Consider the following 19,352-nt stretch of genomic DNA (forward strand, 5'->3'; position numbering starts at 1 on the left):
GAAAAAAACATAAATAGTTACCGGAATTTTTTGACTTTTCATATAATTTTGGTACGATGGTATCGAGAGGGCTGTTTTAGCCTGTTTTAAAATGTAAGCGCATACAAACAACCGTCTCACTGCTTGACCATTTTAGTTAAGGGAGGAAATAACGCATGATTTACGACATTCCGAACAAGCAAGGGTCAAAAGTACAGTACAAGGAACGGTATGAAAACTACATTAATGGAAAGTGGACGGCACCTGTCGGGGGAGAATATTTTGATAATGTGACACCTGTTACCGGTAAGGTTTTGTGCCAAGTCGCTCGTTCTACTAAGGAAGACATCGAACTCGCTCTTGACGCAGCGCATGCTGCGAAAGAAGCATGGGGAAAAACATCTGTAACGGAACGTTCAAATATTTTAAATAAGATCGCCAATCGAATGGAAGAAAATCTCGAGATGCTCGCTTATGCGGAAACACTCGAAAACGGGAAAGCAGTCCGTGAGACACTCAACGCGGACTTACCACTCGCGATTGACCACTTCCGCTATTTCGCTGGAGTCATTCGTGCCCAAGAAGGTTCAGTCGGGGAACTCGACCAAGATACGGTGGCGTATCACTTCCACGAGCCACTTGGCGTCGTCGGTCAAATCATTCCGTGGAACTTCCCACTCTTGATGGCTGTCTGGAAACTAGCACCAGCACTCGCAGCAGGAAACTGCGTCGTCTTAAAACCGGCAGAACAAACACCAGCGAGCATCATGGTACTCGTTGAGCTCATTGAGGATTTACTACCAGCGGGTGTTCTTAACATCGTCAACGGCTTTGGTCTCGAAGCTGGGAAACCGCTCGCCTCGAGCAAACGAATCGCCAAAATCGCCTTTACGGGTGAGACGACAACAGGTCGCTTGATCATGCAGTATGCTTCGCAAAACTTGATTCCGGTCACACTCGAGCTCGGTGGAAAATCTCCGAATATCTTCTTTGAGGATATCATGCAGGCAGATGATGCCTTCTTCGATAAAGCAATCGAAGGATTACTGATGTTCGCATTAAACCAAGGCGAAGTTTGTACATGTCCTTCGCGTGCCTTGATTCAAGAATCAATCTATGAGCCGTTCATGGAACGTGTTCTTGAGCGCGTCAAAGCCATAAAAATCGGAAATCCACTTGATGCGGATGTCATGATGGGTGCTCAAGCATCGAACGAGCAGATGGAGAAAATTCTTTCGTATCTCGAAATCGGTAAGTCTGAAGGCGCCGAATGTCTCGTCGGTGGAGAACGCAACATGTTAGAAGGGGATCTTGCGGAAGGTTATTACATCCAACCAACGATCTTCAAAGGGCACAATAAAATGCGAATCTTCCAAGAAGAAATTTTCGGACCGGTCTTGTCGGTCACGACATTCAAGACGGAAGAAGAAGCGCTTGAGATTGCGAATGATACGCTGTACGGTCTTGGAGCCGGCGTTTGGACGCGTGATATGAACCGTGCTTACCGGTTTGGTCGTGCGATCGAAGCTGGGCGCGTCTGGACGAACTGTTATCACCAATACCCAGCTCACGCAGCATTTGGCGGTTACAAAATGTCAGGTATCGGACGTGAAAACCACAAAATGATGCTCAACCATTACCAACGGACGAAAAATCTACTCGTTAGCTACAACCCGAATAAACTCGGTTTCTTCTAAGTCAGAAAGGACGTGGATGCAAATGGTGGAACGTGTTCAGGCGACGGCAGCTTGTCTTGAATTGATCGACCAGTTGAGAGAAAAACACGGTCCGTTGATGTTTCATCAATCTGGTGGTTGTTGCGATGGCAGTTCCCCGATGTGTTTTGCGCAGGGCGATCTTTTCCTTGGAGATCAGGATAAAAAACTCGGAGAGATTGGTGGCTGTCCGTTTTACATTCACGAAGATCAGTATGAATACTGGAAACATACCCAGCTCATCATTGATGTCGTGAATGGTCGGGGTGGAATGTTCTCACTTGAAGGTGTCGAAGGAAAACGTTTTTTGACACGTTCCCGTGCGTTCACGAAAGAGGAATACGCTGAGCTGTCAGCTTCAAACTAATAAATAGATAAAGTACGGTTTCGTCTATGCGACATGCAAGATCTCGTCGCTCAGATAGAATCGTACTTTTTTGTTCGGGTCGCAATATGCTAGCGGGATAAAAGTTGGTAATGGAGAACAATAACGGTATAATAAACACATATTTGGACGGAAACATATATTAAAAATACGAACTATAGGAGGTCACCATGAAATATCCATTTTTAGGTTGGACAGGTCAAACGATCGGAGTGACGGCGCCCTCCTCTGGATTACGCGAACAACAACATAAATGGGTCGAACGAGCAGTAGAACAGGTACAAGCACGACAAATGACCGTCCGTTTAGGCGAAACGATTTGGTCGCATCAATACGCTGAAAGTGCGCCGGTCAAGCAAAGAGCTGAAGAATTAAATCGCATGATGACGGATAAGACGATTGATGCCGTCATCCCGCCATTTGGCGGAGAACGTGCGATTGACATTTTACCTGAATTGACGCCATCTGCTTATCAAGTGAAATGGCTGCTTGGTTATTCAGACATCAGTACATTATTACTCAGTCTGACGCTTCAGACAGGGATCGCGACAGCACATGGTCCGAATTTCATTGAACTTCGGAGTGAAGAATGGGATGAGACGACAAGTGCATGGCGACGGGTATTAGCAACGGTATCGGGAGGAAGCGTCACACAATGGGCTTCCGATCGTTATCAAGCTGATTGGGTAAGCGATGAACATGCGGAGCGTTCTATCTTTCAACTGACGGAACAGACAGAATGGAAAGCACTCGATGAGCGAACAGAAGTGACAGGACGATTGCTTGGCGGTTGTCTTGAGACGATTCGTCATTTGATTGGAACACCATATGGAGATGTTGATCGGTTCCAGCGAGACGAGTTAAACGGGGAAGCAATTCTTTGGTATTTCGAGGTGTCAGAAGCAAATTCAGCAGAGGTACATCGGACATTACGACAAATGGCATACGCCGGCTGGTTCAATCATGCGTCTGGCTTTTTATTTGGTCGCACGTCTGCGCAGATTGTTGAAGATCTGACATGGCTACACGTGTATCAAAATCTATCAGATGAAACGGGCTTACCGGTCTTATATGACCTTGATATCGGTCATCAACCACCGCAATTGACCTTAGTCAATGGGGCGACAGGTACAATACGCATTCAAGGAAAAGACTCACGAATTGATATTACGTTTAATTAAAAGGAGAGCACTCAATGGCACGTCGTAAGTTTCAAGCATTAGGCGTTTATAAACGAGTCCACATCAACCCGGAGACACGTCGGATGACGTTACCGGAACCTTTTTATGATGCACTACGATTAGAAGATGAGTTGTTGGTCGCGCAAGTAGGAGATGTTCTCGTCATGAGACGTCCCGGTGAGGTCGTCGAGACAGAGACCGAACTCTTAAGCGAACTCGTAGAAGACGGTTTTACAGGAGCAGAGCTCGTACAAGAGTTTGCTTACCGGCGCCAGCAACAGGAACAACGATTACGTCAACAAGTCTTGCAGGATGAAGAAGACGACCATACTGCTCAATTGAAAATCGAGTTATAACTGAAAGAGGGAGTGAAGCAGATGCGTCGGAGAACAAAAATTGGTTTAGGGGTCATCGGATCCGGACTAGTGGCAGCAAGTTATTATTTTTATGAAATGGCGATTGCTACGAATCCAAAACCCTTCTTATCGAATAATCGAGACTTAAGTGACGAGATGGTCCGATTGATGCAACCTGGTCAGACATGGATCAAGGAACAACCGCTTGAGCGAATCGAGATTCAAGCTAAGGATGGTTTAACATTACGTGGACATTTTCTTCCGGCAGTAGTGCCGTCTGATCGAATTGTCATCCTTGTGCATGGATATGGAGGCGTCGGTACGGATTTAGCTGGCTTCGCCTATTTATACCATCAAGCTGGTTTTCACGTTATGATGCCTGACAACCGCGGACACGGGATGAGCGACGGTCATTATATTGGATTCGGATGGCATGATCGTGAAGACTGCCTTAGCTGGTCGAACTATCTGATCGAACGAATCGGACAAGATGCGAAGTTGTTCTTACATGGCGTTTCGATGGGAGGCGCAACCGTCTTAATGACAAGCGGCGAACAACTTCCACCACAAATTAAAGGGATCATTTCGGATTGTGCCTATACGTCCGTCAATGCAGTCCTTGCATATCAGATGAAACGAATGTATCGATTGCCACATTTCCCGTTTTTAGGCATGACAAGTCTGTTGACGAAACTGAAAGCTGGTTACTCCTTCCGAGAAGCATCTGCTTTAAAACAAGTTAAAAAAGCACAGGTGCCAATCCTCTTCATTCATGGTGGAGCGGATACGTTCGTTCCAACGGAGATGGTGTATGAGTTATACGAAGCATGTCCGACGGAAAAAGAACTTGTCGTCATTCCGAACGCTGCGCATGCTATGGCCTATTTTGAAGACCCCGCATTATATGACGAGGTCGTTGAGAAGTTCGTGCGGAGCATCTTGCGAAATGATTGACAACTCAGTTCATTACCCGCTATATTAATATCATAAATCAACGTCGTCGTGGCGGAACTGGTAGACGCGCTAGACTCAGAATCTAGTGGTGGCAACACCGTGGAGGTTCAAGTCCTCTCGGCGGCATAAATGGTTGAAGTAGGCAATCCAATGATGGATTGCCTACTTTTTTTGTTTGAATAGAAAACGGCTGTATCGAATAAACATTCAGAAAAGTTTATCTTTTTAGAATTTTTCTGGTAAAATACGTTTTAAAGAGGGTACTCTTCAGGGAAAGTACTAAGTGGAGACAACATTCTTTAAGACATAGGAGAGGGGAAGCAAACATGAAAAAAGGGAGTATCTTGCTAGCGCTCTTGATGAGCTGTATTCTCGTGCTTGGTGCATGTAGTATCGGTTCAAAAGAAGAAGAGTCGTCAGAAGGAAAGACGTATAAGGTAGGTATCGACGTTACGTATCCACCGTTCGAGTATAAAGACGGAGATACGTACAAAGGAATTGATATTGATCTCATGAAAGCAATCGCCAAAGATCAGAACTTTAAGATTCAATTCGAAGCAATGGACTTTAGCGGTATCATTCCGGCTCTACAAGCGAATCAATTGGACGTTGCGATTGCTGGGATGAGTATTACACCAGAACGGAAAAAAGTCGTTACATTCTCAGATCCATACTTCAAAGCTGGTCTTATTCTAGTCGTCAAAGAAGATGAAAATGGTATCAAATCTGTCAACGATCTTAAAGGGAAAAAAGTAGCCGTCAAAAAAGGAACGACTGGCGCAAAATATGCTACGGATAACGCAGATAAACTTGGTTTCACAGTCACGCAGTTCAATGATAGTCCAGCAATGTTCCAAGAAGTGAAGAACGGTAACGCAGCAGCCTTGATTGAAGATTATCCAGTCATCTCGTATGCAAACAAACAACAAAATCTTGGATTAAAACTGGTCGGAGATCGTCTCAACGGAGATAATTATGGAATCGCTGTCTTAAAAGGTGAGAACGAAGATCTGATGAAGAAAATCAACAAAGGACTTGCGAACCTGAAAGAAAACGGTGAATACGACAAAATCGTCGACACGTATTTAAAATAAGTCGCAAGGCGATAAGGGAGTGGGATAGCCAATGGAAGTGGTCAAAACCGCATTTCCATTTTTCTTGGAAGGGCTTCAAGTCACGTTGTATATTTTCATCATTGCTGTCATCGTCGGTTTTCTGATCGGATTAGTCGTTGCCTTGATGCGTTTGTCTCCATCAAAGATTTTAAACGGAATTGCGATTATCTATATTGATGTCATTCGCGGAACACCGTTCATCGTCCAGTTATTCTTCATCTATTTTGGACTTAATTCGCTCGAATGGTTATCAATGGACCGAATGTATGCAGGGATACTGACGGTCGCAATCAATGCCGGCGCGTATTTTGCGGAAATCATTCGAGCAGGTATCCAGTCGATTGATAAAGGACAAACAGAAGCAGCCCGTTCACTCGGGATGACAGGGCGTCAAACGATGGTACAAATTATCCTGCCACAAGCATTTCGGCGGATGTTACCAACGATTACGAACCAATCGATCATTAGCTTAAAGGATACGTCGTTGCTGTCGATCATCGGAATTGCTGACTTGACACAACAAGGACAAGTCCAGCAGTCAACGACGTTTGAACCATTCATCGTCTGGTCCGTTGTCGGATTGATGTACTTCGTCATCATTTATCTGTTGTCCTTAGTGGCGAAGTTCTTGGAACGGAGGTTTACATTACGATGAGTATCATTGAAGTGAAGAATCTAAAGAAATCATTTGGTTCGAACGAGGTCCTAAAAGATATTAACGTTTCGATTGCCGAAAAAGAAGTCGTTTGTGTCATTGGTCCGTCTGGATCTGGTAAAAGCACGTTCCTTCGCTGCTTGAATCGTCTAGAGGAGATTACGGGTGGTACGGTCATCATCGATAATCATGATATTACGAGTTCAAAAGTTGATATTAACAAAGTCCGAGAAGAAGTCGGGATGGTTTTTCAACACTTTAATCTTTTCCCGCATAAAACTGTACTTGAGAACGTCACCCTTGCACCAATTAAAGTCCGTAAATCGGATAAAGAACAGGCGAAAAAACGAGCACTTGAACTCCTTGATAAAGTCGGATTACGTGAAAAAGCTGACAATTATCCGGGAGAGTTGTCTGGGGGTCAAAAGCAACGAGTTGCGATTGCTCGAGCGCTCGCGATGAATCCAAAAATCATGTTATTTGACGAGCCGACGTCTGCACTTGACCCAGAAATGGTCGGTGACGTGCTTGCCGTCATGAAACAACTCGCTCTTGAAGGGATGACGATGGTCGTCGTGACTCATGAGATGGGATTTGCTCGTGAAGTTGGCGATCGCGTTCTGTTCATGGATGGTGGATACATCGTCGAAGAGAATGTGCCACAAGCATTGTTTGATGCTCCGCAACATGAACGGACTCAATCGTTTCTCAGTAAGGTATTATGATCAAACCGACGTATCTCGGTGCAGATACGTCGGTTTTTACTTGTTCATAAATTACTGATCAAGGGGTCATAAGAAAAACTTATACATTTGAGCGCAAGAATTTGGGAATTCGAAATGCACACACAAGAAAAGAGTAGTAATATAGTAACGAAGGCACTTTCATGAAAGAATGACGCAAACATTCCGTATCATGACGTTCAGCGCTTCATCAATGCAAGTCCTTTTGAAAGCGCTAACAGGTAGAGGGCTGGAAACACATCTTACAACCATTAGGTGTGTGGGGAGAAATATAGAAACGGGGGGAACCGTACATGGCAGGCCACGAGCAAGATCAACAAGCATTCTATGGACCAAACCTTGGCTACATCATTGAATTGTACGAGCGTTTTTTAGAAGACAAAACATCTGTTGATGAGGAGACGCGTGCTTATTTCGAAGAGCACGGCGCACCAGTGACGGAACCAGTCACACCGATGCAAGTCGAGACAGGAGATTTCGAAAAATATCTTGCGGCGAATCGTTTAGCGGAACAAATTCGTGCAAAAGGACATCTTGCGGCGGATATCTATCCGCTGAAGGACCATCCGCGAGAAACAGGTTTATTCGAATTAAATCAATACGGTTTGACTGAAGCAGATCTTCGCAAAATGCCGGTCTCACTCGTTTGTCCAGAGCCACAACCTGGTATACAGGACGCGTTCGAAGGGATCGAGCATTTAAAAGCACAGTATACAGGTGCCGCAGCTGTTGAATTCCAACATGTCGATGATTTGGATGAAAAGAAATGGCTTCGTCAGAAAATCGAACAAGGGGCTTTGACAGCGACACTTGACGCTGAACAAAAGAAACAATTGTTCAAACGTTTGGCTGAGACAGATCTATTTGAAAAATACCTGCATAAAACATATGTCGGTCAAAAGCGATTCTCCATCGAAGGACTTGACGCGATGGTACCATTGCTTGATACGATCGTCGGACACCTTATTTCGAACGGGTCGGAGACGATCAATATTGGAATGGCACACCGTGGACGGTTGAACGTTTTGGCTCACGTCCTCGGCAAACCATATGAAATGATCTTTGCTGAGTTCCAACATGCACCGAACCACGACCTCGTGCCGTCTGAAGGCTCAATCGGCATCACGTACGGTTGGACGGGAGACGTCAAGTATCACCTCGGATTAAACCGTAAACTTGAGCAAAAGACACGCGACGTTCGGATGACACTTGCGAACAACCCATCGCACCTTGAGTTCGTCGACCCAGTCGTTGAAGGCTTCACGCGTGCAGCGCAAGATGATCGGACGCAAAAAGGTGCACCACGCCAAGAGCAAGCAGCCGCTGCTGCAATCCTGATTCACGGGGATGCTGCGTTCCCTGGACAGGGAATCGTTGCTGAGACACTGAACTTAGCGAACCTCAAAGGATACAACACGGGCGGAACGATTCACATCATTGCGAACAATACGATCGGCTTTACGACAGAACCAACGGATTCGCGTTCGACGCGCTACTCAAGTGACCTGGCTAAGGGTTACGAGATTCCAGTCTTCCATGTTAATGCGGATGAGCCGGAGAGCTGTCTCGCTGTTGCGTTACTCGCGAGTGAGTACCGGGCGACGTTTAAGAAGGATGTCATGATCGATTTGATTGGATACCGTCGTTTTGGTCATAACGAAATGGATGAACCAATGAACACAAATCCGGTCTTATACGATTTGATTCATAAACATGATCCGATTCGTGTCTTATATGGAAAAACGCTTGTTGCGAACGGGGATGCGACAGCTGAGGAAATCCAAACGATTGAGACATCGATCAATGATCATATGAAAGCGGCTCGTGAAAAAGTACCGAATGCGGAGAAAGAGTATGGTGGGGTCATGCCGGACGTCGTCTTTAAAGGCGTACCGACAATCGAGACAGGTGTCTCGATCGAAACACTAACAGCGTACAACGAAGAATTATTACAATGGCCGGATGGCTTCCAAGTGTTCCATAAACTTGAGAAGGTTCTGAAGCGCCGGACGGATGCGTTCTCAACGAAGAACGGGATTGACTGGGGTCACGCTGAAACCTTGGCGTTCGCTTCGATTCTCTCGGATGGAACACCAATTCGCTTGAGCGGGCAAGATTCTGAACGGGGAACGTTCGCACAACGGAATATCAATCTTCATGATGTGAAAACGGGAGAAGGATTCTCGCCACTTCATGCTTTATCAACGGCAACAGCTTCGTTCTCGGTCTATAACAGTCCACTCTCTGAGGCGGGTGTTCTTGGCTTTGAATACGGCTATAATGTCTTTGCACCAGAAACGCTTGTCTTATGGGAAGCACAGTATGGCGACTTTGCGAACTCAGGTCAAGTCATTTTCGACCAGTTCATCTCAGCAAGCCGCGCAAAATGGGGACAAACGTCAGGTCTTGTTATGTTGCTTCCTCACGGATATGAAGGACAAGGACCGGAACACTCGAGTGGTCGTCTCGAACGTTTCTTGACATTATCGGGTGAGAAGAACTGGACGGTCGCAAACGTATCGAGTGCGGCTCAGTACTTCCACTTGTTACGTCGACAAGCAGCGATTCTCGGAAAAGAGGAAGTTCGCCCGCTCGTCGTCATGACACCGAAGAGTCTCTTGCGCCATCCACTTGCAACATCTGACGTCTCTGAATTGACGGAAGGTAGCTTCCGCCGTGTCATCGAGCAAGCAGGTCTTGGTGAGGCACCAGAGCGTGTCAAGCGCCTTGTGTTCTGTTCTGGTAAGATGGCAATCGATTTGGCAGAAGCTGTTTCAAAATCAGACGAGAATCTGGATTGGCTACAGATCGTTCGTGTCGAGGAACTGTATCCATTCCCGGCTAAAGCTCTAAAAGAAGTCATCGCGCGATATGAATCCGTCGAAGAGATGGTCTGGGTGCAAGAAGAACCGAAAAATATGGGTGCGTGGTCATTTATAGAACCACGTCTTGAGACGGTTGCACCGAACGACATTCAAACGGTTCGTTACATCGGTCGTCGTCGTCGCTCAAGTACAGCTGAAGGTGACCCATCAGGTCATAAAGTAGAGCAGGCACGTATCATCAATGATGCGTTGACAGCTTCTACTGCTACACCAACAGCACCATCACACGTATCGAATCACACATCATAACTTAAGATAGAATCGAGTCATAGGGGGAGAATACGATGGAAATCAAAGTACCAGAACTTGCCGAATCAATTACAGAAGGAACGGTGGCGTCTTGGTTAAAACAACCAGGTGATCACGTTGAAAAAGGGGAAGCCATCGTTGAGCTTGAGACAGATAAGGTTAACATCGAAGTACCGTCAGATGAAGCGGGTACGTTGACGGAAGTGATGGCTGCTGAGGGAGATACAGTCCGCGTTGGGGAAACGATTGCTGTCATCTCTGCTGGAGGCGAAGCTCCAAAACCAGCAACGACGCAAACGTCACAAGAAGCGCCAAAAGAGACACCGAAAGCAGAAGAAAAAGCGGAGCAACCCGTTGCTGCTGCAGCGACGGAAAGTACATCTGTTGCGGATCGTCCGATTGCTTCACCAGCTGCTCGTAAATTGGCTCGTGAAAAAGGAATTGATTTAGCACAAGTCGCGACACAAGATCCACTCGGTCGGATTCGTGTCCAAGACGTTGCGACGTTTGAAGTAGCACCACGTGAGCAAGCAAAACCGGCGGCTGCGAAGCCAGCTGCACCGACACCAGCTCCAGCAGCCGCTCCTGGTAAACCAGAAGAGCGAATCAAGATGTCACGCCGACGGAAGACGATTGCGAATCGTCTTGTTGAAGTTCAACAAACGGCAGCGATGTTGACGACATTCAATGAAATCGATATGTCTGCTGTCATGGCACTCCGTAAACGTCGTCAAGAAAAGTTCGTTAAAGAAAATGAAGTTAAACTTGGCTTCATGTCATTCTTTACGAAAGCAGCAGTAGCAGCACTTAAAAAGATGCCATACTTAAATGCTGAGATTCAAGGTGATGAAATCGTCCTGAAAAAATTCTACGATATCGGCATTGCCGTTTCAGCACCAGATGGTCTTGTCGTTCCTGTTGTTCGTGATGCGGACAAGAAGAACTTCGCTGAGATTGAAAAAGACATCATTCAATTAGCTGTCAAAGCACGTGACAATAAACTCGGTCTATCTGATTTGACAGGTGGTACATTTACGATCACGAATGGTGGTACGTTCGGTTCACTCATGTCGACGCCAATCTTAAACGGTCCACAAGTAGCAATTCTCGGTATGCACGCGATCAACTTGCGCCCTGTTGCGATTGATGCAGAACGCATGGAAAACCGTCCGATGATGTATGTTGCACTCTCATATGATCACCGGATCGTTGATGGAAAAGAAGCTGTTACATTCCTGAAGCATATTAAAGACTTGCTCGAAGATCCAGAATCATTGATTTTTGAGGCGTAATCATAATCAATTAGAAAAGACCCGTTTTTTGGCGGGTCTTTTTCTATGGCGTGATAACACTTTGTCATCAAATTACGAAATGAAGTTTACATCTTCTCTATATCAGCTTCATACATACGATTTAGGATTAGTCTTGTAAGAATATTTCAAGGGGGAATCAATTATGTTGAAACAATTCGGACTGACGATGGTTGCAGGAGCTATATTAAGTACAGGTCTTGCAACAGAAGATGCAGGAGCACAATCAAAAGGAAAATCCTTGCTGGACCCAAATCGGATCATTAATGTTGCTCATCGTGGTGCTTCAGGATATGCACCAGAGCATACAATGCCGGCTTACGAAATGGGACATAAGAAATTCAAAGCGGATTACATCGAGATTGATCTACAGATGACGAAGGATGGTCAATTGATTGCGATGCATGACGAAACCGTCGATCGAACGACGAACGGAACAGGTGCCGTCAAAGAGATGACGTTATCAGAAATTAAACAACTAGACGCAGGAAGTTGGTTCAATGAAGCAAATCCATCACTGGCAAACAAATCATACGTTGGTTTGAAAGTCCCTACACTTGAAGAAATTTTCTCGATTTATGGTAAACATGCGAACTATTATATCGAAACGAAATCACCAGATGTTTATCCTGGTATGGAGCAGAAGCTACTCGATACCTTAAAAGCTTATGATTTATCGAGTGATCGTGTAAAACCAGGTCAAGTCTTAATTCAATCGTTTAGTGAAGAAAGTCTTCAAAAAGTCAGAGCTCTAGATTCGAATGTACCGCTTATTCAGTTGATGGAAGCAGGTGAAGTTAAAACATTAACGGATGAACGATTAAAAGCGATTCGACAATATGCTGTTGGTGTCGGTCCTTCATTTAAGGCTTTGACACGCGAAAATGTTACCGCGATCCGTAAACATGATTTATTACTACATCCATATACAGTGAATAAAAAAGCAGATATGGTTCGTATGCTTGACTACGGAGCTACAGGTGTCTTTACAAACTATGCGGATCGGTTTAATGCAGTTACTAAAGCATTTCAAAAAATCTGATAACGTTATTTAAGAAGTACTTTTCTGTTTCTATTTTGAAATGGAAAAGTATTTTTTTGAGTAAAAAATCTGGTATTTTAAATCTAATATTTCATCTCTTTCGTAAACTACATAGAGTATCATCATATATAAAAATTATGAGATAAAAGAATGTAGCGATTTTATTGTTTCATGATACGATAATAGTGCAGTTTTGGGAAAGAATGGAGTGAAAATCGTGAGAATTACACAGTATACGGATTATGGTTTACGTGTGTTGATGTATCTCGGAGTGCACCGGGATGTCATCACACCAATGCCGCAGATTGCACAGCATTATGGCATCTCATCCAACCATTTAATGAAAGTGACTCAACAGTTAGCGAAACTTGGATATGTTGAATCAACAAGAGGTCGCTCAGGAGGGCTTCGTTTAATACGTGACCCAAAAGACATTAACATTGGGAAAGTTGTTCGCGAGATGGAACCGATGGATATCGTCGAGTGTTTTGGGAGCAACGGCCATTGTATCATTGAGCCTGGATGTCGTTTAAAAGGTGTACTTGGGCGAGCACTGCGAGCATTTATCCGAGAACTGGAACAGCATACGCTAGAAGAGTTGCTTGATAATCGTGATGAGTTGGCGCTCTTATTTGATTCTTCACCCTTACAGCGTTCCTAATCAAAAACCCTCGTTTCCGTCAATGGAAGCGAGGGTTTTGTCATATCGATACACTCATACGTCATCTTGGCGTTTTTTTGGTTCTACATGTTCTTTATTCTTGGATAAGTCGTCTCGAACGGACGATTTCCACAAGGGGACATTGCTGTAATACGCAGCACGAGCGATTAAATGCCCCCCAATCGGTGCTGTGATGAGCACGAATAGAATACCGAGCACGACACGAGAGGAGAAAAATCCGTCTTCTGTGACGAAATAGATGATGACGCCGATCAAAATCGACATGACGCCTAATGTTGCACTTTTAGATGCTGCGTGAGCACGCGTATAAACATCGGGTAGGCGGATCAGCCCAAGCGCAGTGACGAGACTAAATCCCATACCGAGCAAGGCGAAGACCGCGACGATCAATTCATTGATTGCGATCACGTTCGATGATCTCTCCTTTCTCGATATATTTTGAAAAGGCAACCGTACCGATGAAGGCGAGTATACCAATCAAAAGAATGACTTCGAGGTAGTCGCTCGTCCGTAAGATGATCGAGACAAGACCAACGATTGAAATCAAGCTGATACCAATCGAATCTAAGGCGATAACACGATCCGCAACACTTGGACCTTTAATGACACGGTAAAACAGGCCAAGCATTGAAAGGAAGACGCCTCCGAGTGCGACATAGATTAAAATATCGAACATCACCGACTCACCTCCAGAATGGCTTTCTCAAAACTATCGCGAATCGATGCGACGGCTTCGTCGACTTCTGGCATATGAAGCGCATGAATATAAAGTGTCTTATTATCGTCCGAGATATCGACGACAAGTGTTCCAGGTGTCAAGGTAATCAGCATCGATAACAATGTGACTTGCCACGGTTGATCGAGTTCTGTCTCATAGGCGAAGATACCGGGCTGAATATCTAATTTCGGCTTTAAGATGATCTTTAGAACATCGATGTTCGCTACGACCAGTTCGTAGAGAAAGCGGAAAAACAACAAAACGAGCGCGACGACGGGTCCGAGATAAAAACGACCTTTAAAGCCGCGGCGGAAAGCGAACATCGCAATCAGACCTAGTGCATAGCCGATGACGAAACCGGAGGCCGAGAAATTATTCGCAAGAAACATCCATAAGAATGCAAGAAATAAGTTGAGCAAGACTTGAAATGCCATGAATTAACGACCTCCTTTTAATACGGCATCGATATAAAGCGTTGGATTCGTTAACGGTTCAACGGCTTGTTGAATGAGTGGACGCATCGCCTCAGCGCCTACGCCATAGAGGACGCTAAGCGCAACTAAGGCAATCGTAGGAGCCAGCAGTCGTGGAACAAGCGCTTGTTTTTCACCTGAGTATGTCTTTGGTGTTCCCCAAAAGGCACGCATGAACAATTGGACGACGGAATACAAGACAAGCAAACTCGATAGTAAAACGATGATTGGTCCAACCAACTCACCGGCTTCAATGCCGCCACGAACAATCAGGAATTTCCCGATGAATCCACTAAGTGGTGGAATTCCGGCAAGTGATAATGCTGCGATGAAGAATGTCCAACCGAGTACAGGATAGGCTTTGATCATACCACCCATATCCTTCAGCTTACTCGAACCAGCGATTCCGACCATGATACCGACGAGTAAGAACAATGCGGCCTTGATCACCATATCGTGAAGAAGGTAGAAAATCGCCCCTTCTAGGGCTTGTGGTGTCATGAGGGAAACCCCATACAAGATGACCCCAACAGCCACGATGATGTTGTAAATGATGATTTGTTTCGCATCCCGTGTCGCTAACGCACCAATGACACCGATGATGATTGTACTAAGGGCAAGGACGCTTAAGATTTGATGAATCGTTCCGATCTCGTTTGAGAAGAACAAACTATACGTCCGTAAAATCCCGTATACCCCAACCTTCGTCAATAAGGCACCGAATAGGGCAAGAACAGGGGTCGGTGGCACTTGATAAGAGCCTGGTAACCAGAAGTAGAGCGGGAAAATCGCACCTTTTAACCCGAAAACGACAAGGAATAACAAGGCGATGACGTTTAGGATCGCTGGCTGTTCGATCTCTGTGATTTTCTGACTGATATCCGCCATGCTGAGTGAACCAATGATGCCGTACAAGAAGGCAACCGTCATGACGAACAAGGCGGACGAGATGACGTTAATCAAGAGATACTTGAGTGATTCTCGTAATTGTGCCGGCTTTCCGCCGAGAACGATTAAGACATAAGACGAAATCAGGAAGACTTCGAAGAAGACAAACATGTTAAAGATATCGCCAGTCGTAAAGGCACCGTTGACACCAACAAGCAGGAACTGAACGGCAATGAAATAGTAATACCGTTGATAAGCATCGCTCAAATAAACGATCGCATACCAGATGATACTTAGGACAAGTATGCTCGTCGTTGTGACGAGTAAAGCAGACAACATGTCAGAGACGAGCGTGATACCAAAAGGCGCTGGCCAGCTACCTAGTGTGACAGTCAAAATGCCATTTGAGCGGACAGTCAAAACCAGGTAAATGGATGCACAGACAGTCAAAATCGTCGAAAAGATGGAAACGATTCGTTGTCCTTTGAGGTGTCGCGGGAAAAACATTAAGATGACACCAGTCAACAAAGGGATGATGATCGGTAATAGCGGTAAGTTAATCATTCGAATCGGTTCCTTTCATCTCTTCGATATTATCGGTTCCGAGCTCTTGGTAAGCGCGATACGCAAGCACCAAGAAAAAGGCGGTGACACCAAAGCTAATGACGATGGCAGTCAAAACGAGTGCTTGTGGTAGTGGATCCGTATAGGAAGTCACGCCATCCTTTAAAACGGGAGCTGCACCACGTTTTAATCCACCCATTGTCATGACGAGTAGATGAGCAGCGTGACTGAGTAATCCTGTTCCGATGATAATACGAAGAATGCTTTTCGAAAGAATGAGATAAATGGCACACATCGTTAGGATGCCTGCGGCGATCGCCATGATGATTTCCATATTAATCACTCTCCCCAATCGTTTGAATAATTGTCATCGTCACACCGACGACGACAAGGTATACACCGAGGTCGAACAACATCGCTGTGTGAAGCGATGTCTTGCCGAACAACGGCAGATTAAAATAATCATGCGCATGCGTGAAGAACGGCACGTTGAACACGAGCGCTCCTGAAGCCGTTAGTACGGCAATCAACATGCCAAGCGCTGTGATCCATTTATAATCAAATGGCAAAATCCGGCGCAATGTCTTGATATCATAAGCTAGTAAGATCAAGACGAGAGCAGAAGATGTTACGAGACCGCCAATGAAACCGCCACCTGGTGTATAGTGTCCGGCAAAGAACAAGTAGACAGCAAACAGGAAGATGATGAACGTAATGAAGGAAGTCGCGGACTCTAAGATGACATCATTCGTATGCTTTTTTGCCTGCTTTTTCATTTATCCATCCCTCCTGTTCGTCTGAATTTAATCATCGTGAAAATTCCGATTCCGGCAAGTGCGAGAACCGCAATCTCAAACAACGTATCAAATCCACGGAAGTCGACGAGAATGACGTTGACCATGTTCCCACCAGCAGCAAGATCAGCGACGTTGTCAATGTAATATTTAGCAATCGAAGCAAATGAACGCTGACTGAGCGAAGCAAGTGCGACAAGTGTCACCGTCAATCCGACGAGTGCTGAGATTAAAGCATTTCCGAGCTTAAACGGAATTCGTTCTTCTTTCCGACTGATTTCCGGCAAACGATAAAAGACGAGTAAGAACAAGGCGACCGATACCGTCTCGATGACGAGTTGCGTCAAAGCAAGGTCTGGTGCCCGGAACAAGACGAAGAACAGAGCGACCGTATAACCTGTTACACCAAGTAAGATGATTGATGTCAGACGCGAGCGTGCAAAGGTGATCGAGAGGGCACTCGAGACAAGGACGAGTGCTAAGATGATCTCGTAAGCATGAATCGAGCTAATTGGATCAACCGCGAAGCGGAAGGCGTCGAACCCGTATAATGCTGTTAAGATCAAGATGACGATGAAACCAAAGATATAGACAAGGTATGACCGCATATACCCGGTCATGACCGTATCATGGATCCGTGTCGATGTTTGCTCTCCACGACGTAGCAGAGCGTCATATTGATGGTTGAGTGAGATGGCACGTGGCATCCGGTTATAAAGCGATTGCCAACGTGGCAGTGTCTTGTACAAGATAAACCCGACTGTAAAAATGAGTAACGTCAGGAAAAATTCTAGTTTAAATCCGTGCCACATCGTAATGTGAACATCAATCTTGCCACCGGCATCAACGACTTGAGGTAATATCGCTTCGACTGCTGGTCGAATCAATGTATTCGACAAAAGATTCGGGAAGAGTCCGATGATGACGACGAGCGATACAAGGACGAGTGGTGGAATCAACATACCAATCGGTGCCTCGTGTGGTGTTTTCGGCAACTGGTCGTCTTGGCGTTTACCGAAGAACGTTTTCCGGACGATCAAGATGCTGTAGACGAATGTAAAGATGCTTCCGACGACGGCAAGGACAGGAATGATCCATCCGTAAGACGGCAAGTTAAACAAGTCTGATCCGGAGACTTCAAGAACTCCCGTCAAGAACATCTCTTTACTTAAGAAACCATTGAACGGTGGAATCCCTGCCATTGATAGTGTCCCGATCATCGCAATCGTCATCGAGATCGGCATCAATTGTGCAAGTCCACCGAGTTTACGGATATCGCGCGTGCCGGTCTCGTGATCGACGATTCCTGCCATCATGAACAGACTACCTTTGAATGTCGCGTGGTTGATCAAATGGAAGATTGCAGCGACTGTTGCAATTGTGTACAGTCCATCGTCTAACACGTCGACGTGCAGGGCGGCTGCTCCGAGTCCGAGTAAGGACATGATCAATCCAAGCTGAGAAATCGTTGAGTAGGCGAGAATACCTTTTAAATCATGTTGTTTCACTGCATTCAATGAACCCCAGAATAAGGTGAATATTCCGACAGATGAGACGAGATAAAACCAAAGTGACTCATCTGCGAAGATTGGGCTAAAACGAGCAACGAGATATAAGCCTGCTTTGACCATCGTTGCCGAGTGCAAGTAGGCACTGACAGGGGTCGGTGCTTCCATCGCATCCGGTAACCAGATATGGAACGGAAACTGTGCGGATTTCGTGAACGCTGCTAGCAGGAACAAGACAAGTGCAACCTTAAAGAATGGCTCGCCTTGAATCGATGCAAGCGATGCATACGTCTCCCGGATACTGAGTGAGCCGCTTAATGTGGAGAGGATCGCGATTCCACCAAGCATTGCCAGTCCACCGAAGACAGTGATCAGCATTGATTTTTGAGCGCCATAGCGAGAGCTTTCACGCTCGTACCAGTAGGCAATCAATAAGAAAGACGAGATTGATGTCAATTCCCAGAATAGATAGAGAACGACCATGTTGTCTGACAGCACGACACCAAGCATTGCAGTCATGAACATTAATAAATAGACATAAAACGTTCCGAGTGACTCTTTTTTCGCATCAAGATAAAAAATGGAATAAAGAACGACGAGTGAACCAATTCCGGTAATCAACAATGCGAATAACAAGCCAAGTCCGTCAAGATACGTAACGAAATCGATACCGAGCGATGGTAACCATGGCATGCGTGCCGTAAACGTCTCACCCGACATCGTACCAGGGAGAAAGCGGCTAAAATACGAAACGAGCAGTACAGGTACGACAAGTACAAACCAACCGGTATGAATAGTCGGAATTCGTTTCGCTAGAAGCGGAATGAAAAGACTGATCAATATGGGCAGTAAGATAGCCCCGTGCATCACGGACACGAAATTCCCTCCTTTGTGACATCGACGACCAAAAATGAAAAAGGGACGCGAACGCAAGCCATTGAAGCTCGGAACTGTCCAGTAGAAGACATGATTCATTTTGTTCGTCGAAGATGTTTCTGAATCAAGTATAGCGTACTTTTTTCCTTCTTGCATGACGTGAAGCGTTGAAGCATAAGGGATAGAGCCATTTTTCCTCGTAATTATTAAATATGTAGGAACACGGCAGAAAAGACTAAATTTTTTTTTTGATTTTTTTAAAAAAACGGTTGATAACTCA

19 protein-coding genes and 1 tRNA gene are annotated in these 19,352 nt (G+C 45.4%); 13 read left to right on the plus strand and 7 right to left on the minus strand.

Annotated features, from left to right (window positions below; genetic code table 11):
* Nucleotides 1-155: 155 nt before the first annotated feature.
* From adh to ACV3PA_RS09340, 13 genes are all read left to right on the plus strand, one after another.
* The gene (adh, locus tag ACV3PA_RS09280) at nt 156-1,676 is read left to right on the plus strand and encodes an aldehyde dehydrogenase (protein WP_053453591.1); all 1,521 of its coding nucleotides are present in this window, start codon (nt 156-158) and stop codon (nt 1,674-1,676) included.
* A 22-nt stretch (nt 1,677-1,698) separates the two neighbouring features.
* On the plus strand, nt 1,699-2,061 hold the full coding sequence (locus tag ACV3PA_RS09285) for a DUF779 domain-containing protein (protein ID WP_053453590.1): 363 nt from the start codon (nt 1,699-1,701) through the stop codon (nt 2,059-2,061).
* Between the two features lie 188 nt (nt 2,062-2,249).
* Nucleotides 2,250-3,260 carry a S66 family peptidase gene (locus tag ACV3PA_RS09290; RefSeq protein ID WP_456124489.1) on the plus strand — a complete coding sequence of 337 codons (1,011 nt, stop codon included), beginning with the start codon at nt 2,250-2,252 and terminating at the stop codon, nt 3,258-3,260.
* A 14-nt stretch (nt 3,261-3,274) separates the two neighbouring features.
* Complete coding sequence (locus tag ACV3PA_RS09295) at nt 3,275-3,616, plus strand: hypothetical protein (protein ID WP_053453588.1); 342 nt, start codon at nt 3,275-3,277, stop codon at nt 3,614-3,616.
* Between the two features lie 21 nt (nt 3,617-3,637).
* Complete coding sequence (locus tag ACV3PA_RS09300) at nt 3,638-4,570, plus strand: alpha/beta hydrolase (protein ID WP_053453587.1); 933 nt, start codon at nt 3,638-3,640, stop codon at nt 4,568-4,570.
* Between the two features lie 42 nt (nt 4,571-4,612).
* A tRNA-Leu gene (locus ACV3PA_RS09305) sits at nt 4,613-4,696 on the plus strand.
* A gap of 200 nt (nt 4,697-4,896) precedes the next feature.
* Entirely contained in the window at nt 4,897-5,664 is a 768-nt protein-coding gene (locus ACV3PA_RS09310; protein WP_053453586.1) for a transporter substrate-binding domain-containing protein, read from the plus strand.
* A gap of 31 nt (nt 5,665-5,695) precedes the next feature.
* A complete protein-coding gene (locus ACV3PA_RS09315; RefSeq protein ID WP_053453585.1) occupies nt 5,696-6,340 on the plus strand; it encodes an amino acid ABC transporter permease in 645 nt (214 codons plus the stop codon).
* Nucleotides 6,337-7,065, plus strand: coding sequence for an amino acid ABC transporter ATP-binding protein (locus tag ACV3PA_RS09320; RefSeq protein WP_053453584.1), 729 nt, complete (start codon nt 6,337-6,339; stop codon nt 7,063-7,065). The genes ACV3PA_RS09315 and ACV3PA_RS09320 overlap by 4 nt, the downstream gene beginning before the upstream one ends.
* A gap of 311 nt (nt 7,066-7,376) precedes the next feature.
* On the plus strand, nt 7,377-10,217 hold the full coding sequence (locus ACV3PA_RS09325) for a 2-oxoglutarate dehydrogenase E1 component (protein ID WP_053453583.1): 2,841 nt from the start codon (nt 7,377-7,379) through the stop codon (nt 10,215-10,217).
* A 35-nt stretch (nt 10,218-10,252) separates the two neighbouring features.
* Nucleotides 10,253-11,509, plus strand: a complete 1,257-nt coding sequence (gene odhB, locus ACV3PA_RS09330; protein WP_053453582.1) for a 2-oxoglutarate dehydrogenase complex dihydrolipoyllysine-residue succinyltransferase — start codon at nt 10,253-10,255, stop codon at nt 11,507-11,509.
* Nucleotides 11,510-11,672: 163 nt separating this feature from the next.
* Nucleotides 11,673-12,569 carry a glycerophosphodiester phosphodiesterase gene (locus tag ACV3PA_RS09335; protein WP_456124490.1) on the plus strand — a complete coding sequence of 299 codons (897 nt, stop codon included), beginning with the start codon at nt 11,673-11,675 and terminating at the stop codon, nt 12,567-12,569.
* A 217-nt stretch (nt 12,570-12,786) separates the two neighbouring features.
* Nucleotides 12,787-13,230, plus strand: coding sequence for an Rrf2 family transcriptional regulator (locus ACV3PA_RS09340; protein ID WP_053453580.1), 444 nt, complete (start codon nt 12,787-12,789; stop codon nt 13,228-13,230).
* A 54-nt stretch (nt 13,231-13,284) separates the two neighbouring features.
* On the opposite strand, the gene mnhG is transcribed toward ACV3PA_RS09340, so the two are convergent.
* Genes mnhG through ACV3PA_RS09375 form a run of 7 tightly spaced genes read right to left on the minus strand, consistent with a single transcriptional unit; the run spans nt 13,285 to nt 19,072 of the window.
* Nucleotides 13,285-13,659 carry a monovalent cation/H(+) antiporter subunit G gene (gene mnhG, locus ACV3PA_RS09345; protein WP_082318548.1) on the minus strand — a complete coding sequence of 125 codons (375 nt, stop codon included), beginning with the start codon at nt 13,657-13,659 and terminating at the stop codon, nt 13,285-13,287.
* Complete coding sequence (locus ACV3PA_RS09350) at nt 13,643-13,879, minus strand: Na(+)/H(+) antiporter subunit F1 (RefSeq protein ID WP_369792030.1); 237 nt, start codon at nt 13,877-13,879, stop codon at nt 13,643-13,645. The genes mnhG and ACV3PA_RS09350 overlap by 17 nt, the downstream gene beginning before the upstream one ends.
* A 47-nt stretch (nt 13,880-13,926) precedes the next feature.
* Entirely contained in the window at nt 13,927-14,403 is a 477-nt protein-coding gene (locus tag ACV3PA_RS09355) for a Na+/H+ antiporter subunit E (RefSeq protein ID WP_053453578.1), read from the minus strand.
* A gap of 3 nt (nt 14,404-14,406) precedes the next feature.
* Nucleotides 14,407-15,894: a Na+/H+ antiporter subunit D gene (locus ACV3PA_RS09360; RefSeq protein WP_456124491.1), complete on the minus strand. Its 1,488-nt coding sequence runs from the start codon at nt 15,892-15,894 to the stop codon at nt 14,407-14,409.
* A complete protein-coding gene (locus tag ACV3PA_RS09365) occupies nt 15,887-16,228 on the minus strand; it encodes a Na(+)/H(+) antiporter subunit C (RefSeq protein ID WP_023468540.1) in 342 nt (113 codons plus the stop codon). The genes ACV3PA_RS09360 and ACV3PA_RS09365 overlap by 8 nt, the downstream gene beginning before the upstream one ends.
* A 1-nt stretch (nt 16,229) precedes the next feature.
* A complete protein-coding gene (locus ACV3PA_RS09370; RefSeq protein WP_053453576.1) occupies nt 16,230-16,670 on the minus strand; it encodes a Na(+)/H(+) antiporter subunit B in 441 nt (146 codons plus the stop codon).
* Nucleotides 16,667-19,072: a Na+/H+ antiporter subunit A gene (locus tag ACV3PA_RS09375; protein WP_456124492.1), complete on the minus strand. Its 2,406-nt coding sequence runs from the start codon at nt 19,070-19,072 to the stop codon at nt 16,667-16,669. The genes ACV3PA_RS09370 and ACV3PA_RS09375 overlap by 4 nt, the downstream gene beginning before the upstream one ends.
* Nucleotides 19,073-19,352 lie beyond the last annotated feature (280 nt).

It is taken from the genome of Exiguobacterium sp. EA-TM-5 (genome assembly GCF_053878415.1).